Genomic DNA, 13,400 nt, shown 5'->3' on the forward strand with positions numbered 1-13,400 from the left:
CGCCGACGCGTGAGGTGTATTTCGACGGTGTGCGGATTCCGGCGGACCGGATGATCGGTGCGGAGGGGACGGGGTTCGCGACGGCGATGAGGACGCTGGACCACACGCGGGTGACGATCGCGGCGCAGGCGCTGGGGATCGCGCAGGGGGCGTTGGACTATGCGAAGGGGTATGTGCGGGAGCGCCGGCAGTTCGGGAAGCCGGTCGGTGATTTCCAGGGGGTGCAGTTCATGCTGGCGGACATGGCGATGAAGCTGGAGGCGGCGCGTCAGCTGACGTACGCGGCGGCGGCGAAGTCGCAGCGGGGGGACGGGGATCTGACGTTCTTCGGTGCGGCGGCGAAGTGTTTCGCGTCGGATGCGGCGATGGAGATCACGACGGATGCGGTGCAGTTGCTGGGTGGGTACGGGTACACCCGGGACTATCCGTTGGAGCGGATGATGCGGGACGCGAAGATCACGCAGATCTACGAGGGCACCAACCAGATCCAGCGCATCGTCATGGCCCGCAACCTGCCCTAGTGCGGGAGGCGCCCGGCCGCCCCGGGCCGGCCCTCCGCGGCCCGGTCCGGGTGTTCGAGGCCGATGCTATGTTCCGGGAATGAGCGAGAAGGAAGAGCAGGACCAGCCCATGAACGACGGGCACCCCAAGCCCGCGATGCGCGAGGCGTTGGTCGCCGCCGCCTTCGAGCTCTTCCTGGAGCGCGGATTCGAACAGACCACGATCGACGACATCGTCTCGCTCGCCGGTGTCGGCCGGCGCTCCTTCTTCCGCTACTTCCCGGCCAAGGAGGACGTGGTCTTCCCCGACCACGAGCGCGGGCTCGCGGACATGACCGGGTTCCTCGAATCCGGCACCGGCGAGGAGGACCCGGTCCGCCACGCCGGTGACGCCGCCCGGCTCGTCCTGCGGATGTACGCCGAGCAGCCGTCCTTCTCCGTCCAGCGCTACCGGCTCACCCGCAAGGTCCCCGGTCTGCGCGCCTACGAGCTCTCCGTCGTCTGGCGCTACGAGCACACCCTCGCGCACTATCTGCGCGGCCGCTTCGCCGGCCGCCCGGACGGACCGCTGCGGGCCGACGTGGTCGCCGCCGCCGTGGTCGCCGCGCACAACCACGCGCTGCGCACCTGGCTGCGCTCGGGCGGCGAGAGCGACTGGGTGGCGGAGGTGGACCGGGCGATGGCCTTCGTCGCCGACACCTGGAGCGAGCGGCCCGGCGGCGGTGGCAGCGCGTCCGGCGGGGCCGGAGCGGGGGAGGAGGACGACGTCGTGGTGCTGGTCGCCAGCCGCCGGGCGCCGCTGTGGCGGATGGTGCAGGGCATCGAGAGCGCGCTCGGGGACTCCCGGCAGATCCGTCAGGACTGACCCCGCCCGCTCACCCCGACGGCGCAATCGGGGCGTGGCCGCGCCCCGGTGACGTGCGGGCTCCCCGGACGCGGGCGAGACTCGGTCGCAGCACGCGGCCGGAGCCGGACCGGCGCGGGGAACGCGACGGAGGCCGACGATGCCCGAGCCGAGCGCCGGTCCGAGCGGCAGCGACGACCCGGCCCCGCCGCCCGGCTCCGGTCCCGGCTCCGGTCCCGGCTCCGGTCCCGGCCCCGTCGCGGGAGCGGCTCCCGAGCAGGCGCCCTCCCCGGCCCTGCGCGAGGTGCTGCTGACCAGGGGCTATCTGGGCCTGCTGCTGATCTCCGCGCTGGCCGGTGTCCCGGTCTCGCTGGCCGCCTTCTGGTTCGTCGGCCTGGAGCACCAGCTCCAGCACTGGATCTGGGAGAGCCTGCCGGACGCCCTCGGCCAGGGCCGTGCGCCCTGGTGGTGGCCGCTGCCCGCCCTGCTGCTGGCCGGTCTGCTGGTCGCCCCGGTGATCACCCGGCTTCCCGGTCACGGCGGCCACGTCCCGGTGGACGGCATGGGCGGGCCGCCGACCTCGCCGAAGGCCGTGCCCGGCGTCGTCCTCGCCGCCCTCGCCTGTCTGCCCCTCGGTGCGGTGCTCGGCCCGGAGGCGCCGCTGATGGCGATGGGCGGCGGACTGGCGCTGCTCGCCGTCCGGCCGGCCCGCCGCTCGGCCCGGCCGCAGCTGGTGCCGGTGCTGGGGGCGGCCGGGTCGACGGCGGCGATCTCCACCATCTTCGGCAGCCCGCTGGTGGCCGCCGTGATGATGATCGAGGCGGCCGGCCTCGGCGGGCCGGCACTGCTGCTGCTGATCATGCCGTGTCTGCTGGCCAGCGGCGTGGGCGCGCTGGTCTTCACCGGCTTCGGCCACTGGACGGGGCTGTCCATCGGCGCGCTCTCGCTGCCCTCGGTGCCGCACAGCGGGGTCCCGGACCCGGGCGACTTCCTGTGGGGCCTGCCGCTCGCCGCCGCCGTCACCGTGGTCTGCGTGGCGGGACAGACGCTGGGCCGGCGGGTGAAGACCTTCACCACCGGAGCCCCGGAACCCGCCGGGGCGCCCCCGGCCGCGCGGCGGACGGCGGCGCGGACCGTGCTGTGCGCGGTCGCGGTGGGCGCCTGCCTCGCCGCCTACGCGCTGCTGACCGGCCGCTCGCCGGAGGAGGCGGCGCTCTCCGGGCAGGCGACCCTGGGCGCGCTCGCCGCGGACCCGGCGGCCTGGCCGGTGTCCGCACTGCTGGCGCTGACCCTCTGCAAGGCGGCGGCCTGGGGCATCGCGCTGGGCAGCCTGCGCGGGGGGCCGATCTTCCCGGCGGTGCTGATCGGCGCCGCCCTCGGGGTGGCCTGCGGTCCGCTGCCCGGCCTCGGCACCGCGCCGGGCCTGGCCGTCGGCCTCGCCGCCTCCGGCACGGCGGTCACCCGGCTTCCGGTCACCAGCACGGTGCTGGCGACGGCCCTGCTGGGGGCCGAGGCGCCCGATCTGCTCCCGCTGCTGCTGGTGACCGCCGTGACGGCGTTCGTCGTGGGCGAGCTGGTGCGCGGCCTCGCCCGCCGCCGCCCGCCGGACCCCGCGCCCCGCTGATCCCGCGCCCCGCTGATCCCGCACCCCGCTGAGCCCGTGTCCGCCGAGCCCTGTCCCGGGTGAACCCGGGGCCCGGGGCCGGACGTTCCCCCAGGGTCGGGAGCAGGGCGTTTGCCCCTCGTGACATGGTCTGGTCGAATGGGCGCCGCAGCGCCCCGGAAAGGGTGTTCGGCGCCGGTCGAACTGAGCGCACGTCAATTGGTAGCCCCTGGTGGCGGGCTGCGGAGGGGTCTTTCATCCGATGATATGATCACGGCGCTTGCCGGGGGGATCGGGCGGGTGTGAGACGGAACGATCACAGGGGCGGTCCGGGCGGTGACCCCGGCGCGGACGTCCGCCGGCCCACCCCGCTTTGACGGTAAATCAGCAGCTGGCCGCCACTCTCCTGAAGAGAGTCCTATGACGCATTCCCTGCAGAACCCCATTCTCTGGGCTCTTCTCGTCGTCCTCCTCGGCGCAATCGCCGTCATTGTCCTCCAGCGCCGGGCAGCCGCGTCGGCGCGGCAGGAGTCCGAGGAACTGAGAGCCCACTACGCCGCGTTGGAGAGCGATTTCGCGCAATCCGTCGAGGCGGCGCACGTGCGTGCCGACGAGGAGACCAAGACGGTCCTCAAGTCCGCCATGCGCACCCTCCAGGGCCTCGCCGCCGAACAGCAGCTGGTCATTTCCCGGCTGCAGACGAAGTACGGCGACTCGGTCATCCTGGAGGACCTCCTGGAGATCGACCACACGAACTCGCAGTTCGGACGGCGTGCGCAGTCCATCGCCGTGCTCTGCGACGGCTGGCTGGGCCGTCAGCGCGAGGTGGCGTCGATCTATGACGTGGTCCGCAGCGCGCAGGGTCGCATCCGGCATTTCCGGCGGGTGGAGATTCTTTCCCAGGTCAATTACGGAATCACCAGCCGGGCGGTCGAGCCGGTGGCGCTGGTGCTCGCCGAACTGCTGGACAATGCTACCAGCTATTCCAGCCCCGACACGATGGTGGAAATCAATATCCGCACCGTGCCGAAGGGCATTTGCATCGTCGTCGACGACGCCGGCATCGGCATGAACGACGAGGAGCGCACCCGGGCGGAAAGGCTCCTGTCGACCGAGCGCGTCTCCGGGGTCTCCTCGCTCGGAAACCCGCCGCAGTTCGGTTTCGCGGTGGCCGGTGTGCTCAGCGAGCGCTTCGGCTTCGAGGTGTCGGTGGACTCCTCCTCCCCCTACGGCGGTGTGCGCGCGGTCCTCCTCCTGCCGCACGAACTCCTCACCGCCATGCCGGAGCAGAAGCCGGCCGCGCCCGCCGCCCCCGCCGGCGCCGAGACGGCCCGCCACCCGTTCGAGGCCGCGCCGGCCGCGGCCGCCACCGGCGCCGACGGCCTGCCGAAGCGCCGCCGCAAGCGGCCGATGGCCGTGGTGCCGGCCGAGCCGGTCCCCGCCGGCGCCCAGGGGTACGAGACCCCGGGCTTCGCCGCCCAGGGAGCCGGGGCCCAGGCCTTCGGCACCCCGGCCTTCGGTGCCCCGGCCTCCGGCGCCCCGGTCCGCTCAGGGGCGGAGACGGCGGCGATCATGGGCGCCTTCCAGCGAGGCACCCAGTCCGGCCGGGCGACGAATCCGGACGCCGCGGAAACGACGAGCAGCGCAACCGCTGCAAGTAGTGAAGGACATGAGTACCCGTGAACAACGATCTGTCATGGATGCTTGACAGTGCCCTGGAGATCCCCGGGGCCCTGCACGCGGTCCTGATATCCGCCGACGGTCTGCTGATGGCCCGGACGAAGGAGATCGGCAAGGACGACGCGGACCGGGTCGCCGCGGGGATGAGCGGAGTGCAGTCGCTGAGCCGATCGCTCGCCTTCTTCTGCAACGGCTCCCAGCAGCAGTGGCGGCAGACCCTGGTGGAGTTCGACGGCGGCTGGGTCTTCCTCATCTCCGCGGGCCAGGGCGCCTACCTCGGCGTCTCGGCCTCCCCGGACGTCGACATGGCGGACATCACCTTCCGGATGCAGCAGCTCGTCGGCCAGCTCGGCAAGGCCCTCATGGCGCCCCCGCGCGAGAACCTCGGCGTGCGCCCATGACCACCCCAGGCGAGCAAGCACCCGACGCGGCCCCGCCCCTGGTGAGACCGTACGTCATCACCAAGGGACGGGGGCTGCCCGACGACGAGCAGCTCTCCCTGGTCACCCTGGTCACGGCCGCGGGGGAGGAGCAGCAACGCCCCAGCCGCCGGCTCTCGCCCGAGGAGCAGGGCCTGCTCGAATTATGTTCCGCGGGCTACCTGACGGTGGCCGAGATCGCCGGACACACCCGGCTGCCCCTGGGCGTGGTGAGGATCCTCCTCTCCGCGCTCAGCGAAGGCGGCCACCTTCTCGTGCGGCCGCCCGTCGCGCGTGCCTCCCTGGTGGACACGCGCATCCTCCAGGAGGTGCTGAATGGACTTGAGGCCAAGTTTGGATGAGCGGGCCTACGTCCGCGACGGAGCCAACCAGACCGCCGTGAAGATCCTCGTCGTCGGGCACTTCGCGGTGGGCAAGACCACCTTCATCGGCTCGATCTCCGAGATCACCCCGCTGTCCACCGAGGAGACCATGACGCGGGCCGGGGAGGCGGTCGACGACCTCAAGGGGGTCAGGAGCAAGACCACCACCACCGTCGCCATGGACTTCGGCCGCCTGACCCTCAGCGACCGCGTCGTGCTGTACCTGTTCGGAACCCCCGGGCAGTTGCGCTTCGTGCAGATGTGGGAGGACATGGCACGCGGCGCGCTCGGGGCGCTGGTGCTGGTCGACCCCGACCGGCTCGCGGACTCCTTCGCCGTGATCGACCTCATCGAGCAGTACGGGCTCGACTACGCGATCGCCGTCAACCGCTTCGACGGCACGCCGGTCTACGAGGAGGCCGCCCTGCGGGAGGCGCTGGACCTGCTGGAGGACACCCCGGTGGTCACCTGCGACGCCCGCGACGAGAAGTCCTCCGCCGAAGCATTGATCAGACTGGTCCGTCACTTGCTGGACCGTGTCCACTAGGAGCAGACACAATGGACGCTGAGTCCACCGCACTCGTACCCCCGCCCGGGTGCCCCGCCCACGGCACCGGCGAACGGATACCCCTGTACGGGCCCCAGTTCGCGGCCGACCCGCAGGCCTACTACGCCTACATGCGCCACTTCGGCGCGACCACGCCGGTCGAACTCGCCCCGGGCGTCGAGGCCACCCTCGTCACCGACTACACCGCCGCGCTGCAACTGCTGCAGGACCCGGCCGCCTTCCGCAAGGACTCCCGCCGCTGGCGGGACCTCAACGAGGGCCGGATCCCCGCCGACAGCCCGGTCCTGCCGCTGCTGGCCTACCGGGCCAACTGCATGTTCAGCGACGGCGTCGAGCACCTGCGGCTGCGCCAGGCCGTCACCGACAGCCTCGCCCGGATCGACACCCGCCGGCTCACCCAGCGCATCGGGCAGATATCCGACTACCTCATCGCCCAGTTCAGCGCGCGCGGCTCGGCCGACCTGGTCGGCGAGTACGCCAAGCAGCTGCCGCTGTTCGTCTTCAACGAGCTCTTCGGCTGCCCCGCCGACATCGGCGACCGGGTGCTGTTCGGCATCTCCGGCATGTTCGACGGCGTCAACGCCGCCCGGGCCGCCGACGTCCTGATGCAGGCCGCGGCCGACCTGGTGGCCCTCAAGCGCACCAGGCCCGGCGAGGACGTCACCTCCTGGCTGATGCAGCACGAGGCGGCCCTGGACAACGAGGAGATGGTCCACCAGCTCGCGCTGCTCCTGGGCGCGGGCGCCGAGCCGCTGCGCAATCTCATCGGCAACACCCTGCACCTGCTGCTCACCCAGGACCAGTACGCCCACAAGGGCGGCCTGATCGCCGAGGCGCTCGACGACACCCTCTGGGGCAACCCGCCGCTGACGAACTACGCGCCGCACTACCCCGCGGCCGACATGGAGTTCGCCGGCACCAAGCTGGAGGCCGGCGAGCTGGTCCTGGTCAGCATCGCGGCGGCCAACACCGGCGGGGCCGGCAGCAACCGGGCCCACCTGGCGTGGAGCGCGGGCCCGCACGCCTGCCCGTCCAAGGAGCCGGCCCGGCACATCACGGTGACGGCCATCGAGAACCTGCTCAACCGGCTGCCCGACATCGAGCTCGCGGTGCCGGTGGACAGCCTGACCTGGCGTCCGGGCCCGTTCAGCCGGGCGCTGTCGGCGCTGCCGACCAGGTTCACCCCGGTCCAGGAGGCACCCCGGCCCGCCACCGCGTCCCGGACCGCCGCGCCCGCCCGGGAGGAGCACACCACGGGAGCCCGCAAGGAACGCGGGCTGTGGAGTTCCTTCCTGTCCTGGCTGGCGAAGTGACCGGCAACCCGGAAAGACCGGGCGTCCCGACGCTCGGGGAGTACACCGCGGGCCAGCTGCGGCGCCTGTGCGAGGTCGCGAGCCTCGACGCCGACGACGCACGGACCTACACGGACGTCCTCGTCGAGGCGCTGGGACCGGAGGCCGGACGGCGGCTCGACCTGCCGCCGTCCGGCCGGACCTTCCTGTCCGACGACCACACGCCGGTGGAGTACTCGCTCTCCTTCCGGCCGGACGGCCCGCCCGACCTGCGGGTGCTGCTGGAGCCCGGCTGCGGCACGGACGGCCTGGAGGAGAACGGCCGCGCCGGACTGGACGCCGTGCACGGCATGTCCCGGCGCTGGGGGTTCTCCACCACCTGGCTGGACAAGCTGGAGGACCTCTTCCTGCCGCAGGCCCCGCAGGGGCCGCTGGCGCTGTGGTGCGCCCTGGAGCTGCGCCCCGGCGGGGTCCCCCGGGTCAAGGTCTACCTGAACCCCGCCGCCCGCGGCGCCGGCCGGGCCGCCGAGACGGTGCGCGAGGCGCTGGACCGGCTCGGCCACCAGTGGGCGTACGCGGCCCTGCCGCCGGGCGACGGGCACCCGTTCTTCGCCCTGGACCTCGGCGACTGGGAGCGGCCCCGGGTCAAGGTCTACGTCCGCCACCCCGGGCTGCCCGCCACCGCGGCCGGCGACCTCTCCCGGATGCCCGCCGGGCCGACGGCCGCCGCGCTGCGGGAGTTCGCCGCCACCGCGGCCGGCAGCCCGGACGCCAGGCTCTCCGGGCTGCCGGTGCTCTCCTGCCACGCCTTCACCGACCCGGCGGAGGACCGGCCGAGCGGCTTCACCCTGCACATCCCGGTGCGCGACTACGCCCGGCACGACGGTGAGGCCCTCGACCGGGCGGTGGCCCTGCTCGGCCGGCACGGCATGGACCCGGCCCCGCTGCTGCGCGCCCTTCCCTCCCTCACCGGGCGGCGGCCGCAGGACGGCGTCGGGCTGATCGCCTACCTGGCGCTCGCCCACCAGCGGGGCTGGCCGCCCCGGCTCACGGTGTACCTCTCCGCGGAGGCCTACGCCGTCCGGCCGCCGTCCGGCTGACGGCACCCGGCGCACGGGCAGGGGTCAGGCGGCGCGCAACTCCTGGACGTAGGGCACCACGTCGATCTGGATCGACGCACCGAGCCCCTGCCCGTAGCGCGCGGCGATGCCGGTCAGGTAGTCGTCGACCTCCTTGCGCATGACGTCCCCGGACGGCAGCGCCTCCTCGCCCCCGATGAGCTGCGCGACCCACTGCGCCTGGGCCTCCAGGGCCCGGGTGATGGCCCCCACCGGGCGGATCAGGCCGACGAAGTACAGGCCGGGCCGGGCGGGGGCGACGACCCGCCGGTACAGCTCCACCCGCCCGCTCGGGCCGACCGGGCAGCCGGCCGGAAGGTACGGGTAGGACATCCGGTAGCCGGTGCACCAGACGACGGCGTCGGCCTCCTCCGCCGTCCCGTCGGTGAAGCGGACCAGGTTCCCGGCGAAGGACTCGATCCCGGGGCGGGGGGTCACCGCGCCGTGCCGGATCCGGCTGAAGATCTCGTCGGAGACCGTCACGGCCGAGGAGAAGATCGGGTGGTCGGGCTCGGGGAGGCCGTAGTCCGAGAGCCGGCCCCGGGCGACGAGCAGGGCCTGCTCGATGTACTCGCGCCGCTCGGCCAGCGACATGTCGGTGAACCACGGCGACTCGGCGATCACGTCGCACGATATGCCGTAGAGCTGCTTCGGCACGACGTGCAGGCCCCGGCGGACCGACAGCACGGTCCGGGCGGCGTGCCGGGAGAGGTCCGCGGCGATGTCCACGGCCGAGGCGCCGAGGCCCACCACGACCACCCGGCGGCCGCGGAACGCCGCGCCGTCCAGGTAGTCGACGGCGTGCAGCATCCGGCCGGTGAACGACCCGGCGCCGGCCGGCACCGGATCCGGCAGCAGCGGCTCCGCGTTGGCGCCCGAGGCGACCACCACCCGGGAGAACCGGCGGGTGGAGGTGCCGCCGTGCGCGTCCCGGCCGGTGACCAGCCAGCAGCCGTCGACGTCCTGCCGGACCGACAGCACCTCGGTGCCGAACTCGATGCGCGGCAGCAGGCCCGCCCACTCGGCGAAGGCCCTCAGGTAGGCGGCCATCTCGTCGTGCCGCGGATAGGCCGGGTAGGAGTCCGGCATCGGGAAGGCGGTGTAGCCGGTGAGCTGCTTGGCGGTGTTGAGGTGCAGGGACCGGTAGCCGGGCCCGCGCTCCCCGGCCGCGGGCTTGCGCCAGATCCCGCCGACCTCCGGGGCCTTCTCCAGACAGACGAAGTCGATGCCCCTCACCGCGAGCGCGTGGGCGACGGCCAGGCCCGAGAGGCCCGCACCGATGACGCACACCGGCGCCCCACCGGACGCGTCAACGGCATACGACCCATCCAGGAAATTCCCCACGGAACACCCCACCTTCCCATCCACCGGCCTGGTCTTCCCCCGTCGGCGCGGCCCCGAGGCGGGGCGGCGCCGACAAAGTAAACCTCAGGTCACGACGACCGAACAGGGACCAATGGCGTACAAAAGGTGCGCGGTCGGGAAACAGCACGGGCGGAAAGGGCTCCGGCCCAACGAAAAAGCGGGCCAGGATTTCTCCTGGCCCGCTTCTGCGGTGTCCGAGGGGGGACTTGAACCCCCACGCCCGATAAAGGGCACTAGCACCTCAAGCTAGCGCGTCTGCCATTCCGCCACCCGGACGGGGTGTTGTCCTCGCGGCTTCCTTCTGTTCGTCGGCCGCGCTGACAGATGTAACTGTAGCAGTGATCCGCTGCGGGTCCCAAAACGGCCCCGGACGGGGGAGCGCAGGTTGCGGCGGCGTGTCGGCCCGCTTCGCGGGGGTGGATCCGGCCCGGGGGCTGGGAGAGGATGGTCGGACGTGCTCGTGCGACCCGGGTGCAGGTCCCGGGGTGGCGCTGGGGTGCCGGTGCGGGCCAGAGACGAGGAGTGACCGTGAGCGAGCGGAGCGAGTCGGCGGAGCGGGCGGCGGCGCCGAGGGTGACGGGCGAATCCGAGGTCGCCGGCCTCTGCCGCGACCTGATCCGGATCGACACCAGCAACTACGGCGACGGCTCCGGCCCGGGGGAGCGGAAGGCGGCCGAGTACGTGGCCGAGCAGCTCGCCGAGTTCGGCCTCGAACCCCGGATCATCGAGTCGGCCAAGGGACGGGCGTCCACCGTGGTCCGGATCGAGGGCGAGGACCGCTCGCGGCCGGGCCTGCTGATCCACGGCCACACCGACGTGGTGCCGGCCAACGCCGCGGACTGGACCTACGACCCCTTCGGGGGCGAGATCGCGGACGGCTGCGTCTGGGGGCGCGGCGCGGTCGACATGAAGGACATGGACGCGATGACCCTCGCGGTCGTCCGCGACCGGCTGCGCACCGGCCGCAAGCCCCCGCGCGACCTGGTGCTGGCCTTCCTGGCCGACGAGGAGGCGGGCGGCACCTACGGCGCCCGCTACCTGGTGGACAAGCACCCGGACCTGTTCGAGGGCGTGACCGAGGCGATCGGCGAGGTCGGCGGCTTCTCCTTCACGGTCGACGACCGCACCCGGCTCTACCTGGTGGAGACCGCGGAGAAGGGCATGCACTGGATGCGGCTCACGGTCGAGGGCCGGGCCGGCCACGGGTCGATGGAGAACGACGACAACGCCATCACCGAGCTGTGCGAGGCGGTCGCCCGCCTCGGGCGCCACCAGTTCCCGCTGCGGATCACCAAGACCGTGCGGGCCTTCCTGGACGAGCTGTCGGACGCGCTGGGCGTCGAGCTCGACCCGGAGAACATGGACGAGACGCTGCGGGTGCTCGGCGGCATCGCCAAGATGATCGGCACCACGCTGCGCAACACCGCCCAGCCGACCATGCTCGGCGCCGGCTACAAGGTCAACGTGATCCCCGGCCAGGCCACCGCGCACGTCGACGGCCGCTTCCTGCCCGGCTACGAGGAGGAGTTCCTGGCCGAGCTGGACAGCGTGCTCGGACCGCGCGTGAAGCGCGAGAGCCTGCACTCGGACAAGGCGATCGAGACCGGCTTCGACGGCGCGCTGGTGGAGGCGATGCAGACCGCGCTGCGCGCCGAGGACCCGATCGCCCGCGCGGTGCCGTACTGCCTCTCCGGCGGGACGGACGCCAAGTCCTTCCAGGACCTCGGGATCCGCTGCTTCGGCTTCGCCCCGCTGCAGCTGCCGCCGGAGCTGGACTTCGCCGGGATGTTCCACGGCGTGGACGAGCGGGTGCCGGTGGACGGCCTGAAGTTCGGTGTGCGGGTGCTGGACCGGTTCATCGACGCCTGCTGAGCACCGGTCGGCGGCCCGCTCCCGGATCCTCCGGGAGCGGGCCGCTGGCCGTTCCGACAGATCGATTTCCTGTTCGTCGTATCACCGGTCCGGGTGAAGCGGACGGCCGCTCCGTACCCCGTTCGCCGCACCGTCGTTCCCTCCTGTGACGGCCCGGAACCGATATCCGGGTGTTCATACAGGAGGAATGATGAAGGTCAAGAAGATCGCTGCCGTGACCGCCGCCGCCGGTGGCCTGGTGCTCGCCGTCACGGGTGCCGCCTCCGCCCACGGCGGGGCCGGGGCCGAGGGCGTGGCCGCCGGATCCCCGGGCGTGGTGTCCGGCAACCAGATCCAGATCCCGGTGCACATCCCGGTCAACGTGTGCGGCAACACCATCAGCGTGATCGGCGTGCTGAACCCGGCGTTCGGCAACACCTGCTTCAACGTCTGAACCCCTCTCGGTCGTTGAGCCGGGCCCCCGGACGGCGTGCGTGCCGTGCCGGGGGCGCTTGTTTTTTCCGCGCGCCCGGCGAATGTGGCGCGACATCCCTCGAAAGGGTGAATGGTGGTTGAACCGGCCAACCTCCCTGCGGGTTCCTTCGTTCTCTCCCATGCAGCGAGGACCTCTCCACCTATTCGGAAATTCCGACTTTCGGAGGGTCGTCACGTCGTCTCGAAATGTCAGGGGAAAATATGAGGAACGCAGCCAAGAAGGGGCTCCTCACGGCCGTGGCCACCGGCAGTGTGCTGGCCTCGACCGCCGGCTACGCCTACGCGGGCGCCGGCGCGGAGGGTGTCGCGGCAGGCTCGCCGGGCGTGGCCTCCGGCAACTCGGTGCAGGTACCGGTCGAAGTGCCGATCAATGCCTGCGGCAACACGATCGACGTGATCGGCTTGCTGAACCCGGCCTTCGGCAACAACTGCGCCAACTCCTCCGGGCGCCCCGCCGGCGGTGCGCACGCGGGCGGCACCCACAGCGGTGGCGCCCAGTCCGGCGGCGGGCACCAGGGCGGCGGCCAGTCCGGCGGCGGGCACCAGGGTGGTGCCCAGTCCGGTGGCGCCCAGTCCGGAGGTGCCCACCAGGGCGGCGGCCAGCCGGGTCCGGGCACGGCGGCTGCGGGCGGGGCGGGTGCGGGTCCGGCGGCCTCGGGGGCCGCCGCCTCCGGCACGGCCACCGGCTCGCCCGGCGTGATCTCCGGCAACAGCGTCCAGGCCCCGGTGCACATCCCGGTCAACGCCTGCGGCAACTCGGTGGACGTGGTCGGCGCCCTCAACCCGGCCTACGGCAACACCTGCGTCACCGCGGCCGCCCCGGCGCCCGTCAAGCCCGCGGCGCCGCAGGAGGACTGCCCGGAGGAGCACGCGCCGCACAACGCGCCGCCGCCCGCGCCGCCGGTCACCCAGAGCGCCGGCGACCCCGCCCAGGGCACCCCCCGGGCGGCGGCCCCGGCCGAGGCCGCGCCGGCCGCCCCGGCGCGGCCCGCGGTGGCGCACACGCCGGCCCCGGCCGTCGAGGAGACCGGCCGGCAGCTGGCCGCCACCGGCGCCGGCAACACCGAGCTGCTCGGCGCCGCCGGCCTGGCCCTGCTGATCGGCGGCGGTGTCCTCTACCGCCGCGCCCGCGCCGGCGCCCGCTGACCGGGGACCGGCCGGACACACCGGACGCGGGGGGGGGGGGGCCGCCCCCCCCCCCCCGCCCCCCCCCCCGCCCCCCCCGGGGGGACCCCCGCCCCCCCCCCCCCGGCCGCGGCCGGCCCGGGCCCCGCCGCCCCCG

At 73.3% G+C, this 13,400-nt stretch carries 13 protein-coding genes and 1 tRNA gene; 12 read left to right on the plus strand and 2 right to left on the minus strand.

Annotated features, from left to right (window positions below; all coding sequences use genetic code 11):
* From ACF1AK_RS32745 to ACF1AK_RS32785, 9 genes are all read left to right on the plus strand, one after another.
* On the plus strand, window positions 1-521 hold a 521-nt coding region (locus ACF1AK_RS32745; protein WP_391502462.1), incomplete at its 5' end, for an acyl-CoA dehydrogenase family protein.
* 79 nt (window positions 522-600) lie between these two features.
* A complete protein-coding gene (locus ACF1AK_RS32750; RefSeq protein WP_391502463.1) occupies window positions 601-1,365 on the plus strand; it encodes a TetR family transcriptional regulator in 765 nt (254 codons plus the stop codon).
* A 139-nt stretch (window positions 1,366-1,504) separates the two neighbouring features.
* Complete coding sequence (locus tag ACF1AK_RS32755) at window positions 1,505-2,968, plus strand: chloride channel protein (protein WP_391502464.1); 1,464 nt, start codon at window positions 1,505-1,507, stop codon at window positions 2,966-2,968.
* Between the two features lie 399 nt (window positions 2,969-3,367).
* Entirely contained in the window at window positions 3,368-4,630 is a 1,263-nt protein-coding gene (locus ACF1AK_RS32760) for an ATP-binding protein (RefSeq protein WP_391502465.1), read from the plus strand.
* Window positions 4,627-5,028 carry a roadblock/LC7 domain-containing protein gene (locus ACF1AK_RS32765; protein WP_350572324.1) on the plus strand — a complete coding sequence of 134 codons (402 nt, stop codon included), beginning with the start codon at window positions 4,627-4,629 and terminating at the stop codon, window positions 5,026-5,028. Before ACF1AK_RS32760 ends, ACF1AK_RS32765 begins: the two co-directional genes overlap by 4 nt.
* The gene (locus ACF1AK_RS32770; protein WP_391502466.1) at window positions 5,025-5,408 is read left to right on the plus strand and encodes a DUF742 domain-containing protein; all 384 of its coding nucleotides are present in this window, start codon (window positions 5,025-5,027) and stop codon (window positions 5,406-5,408) included. Before ACF1AK_RS32765 ends, ACF1AK_RS32770 begins: the two co-directional genes overlap by 4 nt.
* Window positions 5,383-5,976: an ATP/GTP-binding protein gene (locus tag ACF1AK_RS32775; RefSeq protein WP_350545548.1), complete on the plus strand. Its 594-nt coding sequence runs from the start codon at window positions 5,383-5,385 to the stop codon at window positions 5,974-5,976. Before ACF1AK_RS32770 ends, ACF1AK_RS32775 begins: the two co-directional genes overlap by 26 nt.
* Before the next feature lie 11 nt (window positions 5,977-5,987).
* Window positions 5,988-7,310 (plus strand): cytochrome P450, encoded by a 1,323-nt coding sequence (locus ACF1AK_RS32780; protein WP_391502467.1) that lies wholly within the window; start codon window positions 5,988-5,990, stop codon window positions 7,308-7,310.
* Window positions 7,277-8,389 (plus strand): tryptophan dimethylallyltransferase family protein, encoded by a 1,113-nt coding sequence (locus tag ACF1AK_RS32785; protein ID WP_391502468.1) that lies wholly within the window; start codon window positions 7,277-7,279, stop codon window positions 8,387-8,389. The genes ACF1AK_RS32780 and ACF1AK_RS32785 overlap by 34 nt, the downstream gene beginning before the upstream one ends.
* A gap of 24 nt (window positions 8,390-8,413) precedes the next feature.
* Here ACF1AK_RS32785 and ACF1AK_RS32790 read toward each other — a convergent pair whose 3' ends face one another.
* Window positions 8,414-9,697, minus strand: a complete 1,284-nt coding sequence (locus ACF1AK_RS32790) for a flavin-containing monooxygenase (protein WP_391502469.1) — start codon at window positions 9,695-9,697, stop codon at window positions 8,414-8,416.
* A 266-nt stretch (window positions 9,698-9,963) separates the two neighbouring features.
* Window positions 9,964-10,048 (minus strand) — tRNA-Leu (locus ACF1AK_RS32795).
* A gap of 252 nt (window positions 10,049-10,300) precedes the next feature.
* On the opposite strand from ACF1AK_RS32795, the gene ACF1AK_RS32800 reads away from it, so the two are divergent.
* From ACF1AK_RS32800 to ACF1AK_RS32810, 3 genes are all read left to right on the plus strand, one after another.
* Window positions 10,301-11,644 (plus strand): M20/M25/M40 family metallo-hydrolase, encoded by a 1,344-nt coding sequence (locus ACF1AK_RS32800; protein WP_391502470.1) that lies wholly within the window; start codon window positions 10,301-10,303, stop codon window positions 11,642-11,644.
* Between the two features lie 190 nt (window positions 11,645-11,834).
* Window positions 11,835-12,077 (plus strand): chaplin, encoded by a 243-nt coding sequence (locus tag ACF1AK_RS32805; protein ID WP_391502471.1) that lies wholly within the window; start codon window positions 11,835-11,837, stop codon window positions 12,075-12,077.
* Window positions 12,078-12,319: 242 nt separating this feature from the next.
* On the plus strand, window positions 12,320-13,264 hold the full coding sequence (locus tag ACF1AK_RS32810) for a chaplin (RefSeq protein WP_391502472.1): 945 nt from the start codon (window positions 12,320-12,322) through the stop codon (window positions 13,262-13,264).
* The last annotated feature ends 136 nt before the right edge of the window (window positions 13,265-13,400 follow it).

Origin of the sequence: Kitasatospora sp. NPDC015120 (genome assembly GCF_043080305.1) — a bacterium.
In the GTDB taxonomy this organism is placed as follows: domain Bacteria; phylum Actinomycetota; class Actinomycetes; order Streptomycetales; family Streptomycetaceae; genus Kitasatospora.

Excerpts from the sequence above, each read along its gene's own strand:
- ACF1AK_RS32750 (WP_391502463.1), top strand. The coding sequence starts at position 601 with ATGAGCGAGAAGGAAGAGCAGGACCAGCCCATGAACGACGGGCACCCC.
- ACF1AK_RS32755 (WP_391502464.1), top strand. The coding sequence starts at position 1,505 with ATGCCCGAGCCGAGCGCCGGTCCGAGCGGCAGCGACGACCCGGCCCCG.
- ACF1AK_RS32760 (WP_391502465.1), top strand. The coding sequence starts at position 3,368 with ATGACGCATTCCCTGCAGAACCCCATTCTCTGGGCTCTTCTCGTCGTC.
- ACF1AK_RS32770 (WP_391502466.1), top strand. The coding sequence starts at position 5,025 with ATGACCACCCCAGGCGAGCAAGCACCCGACGCGGCCCCGCCCCTGGTG.
- ACF1AK_RS32775 (WP_350545548.1), top strand. The coding sequence starts at position 5,383 with ATGGACTTGAGGCCAAGTTTGGATGAGCGGGCCTACGTCCGCGACGGA.
- ACF1AK_RS32780 (WP_391502467.1), top strand. The coding sequence starts at position 5,988 with ATGGACGCTGAGTCCACCGCACTCGTACCCCCGCCCGGGTGCCCCGCC.
- ACF1AK_RS32805 (WP_391502471.1), top strand. The coding sequence starts at position 11,835 with ATGAAGGTCAAGAAGATCGCTGCCGTGACCGCCGCCGCCGGTGGCCTG.
- ACF1AK_RS32810 (WP_391502472.1), top strand. The coding sequence starts at position 12,320 with ATGAGGAACGCAGCCAAGAAGGGGCTCCTCACGGCCGTGGCCACCGGC.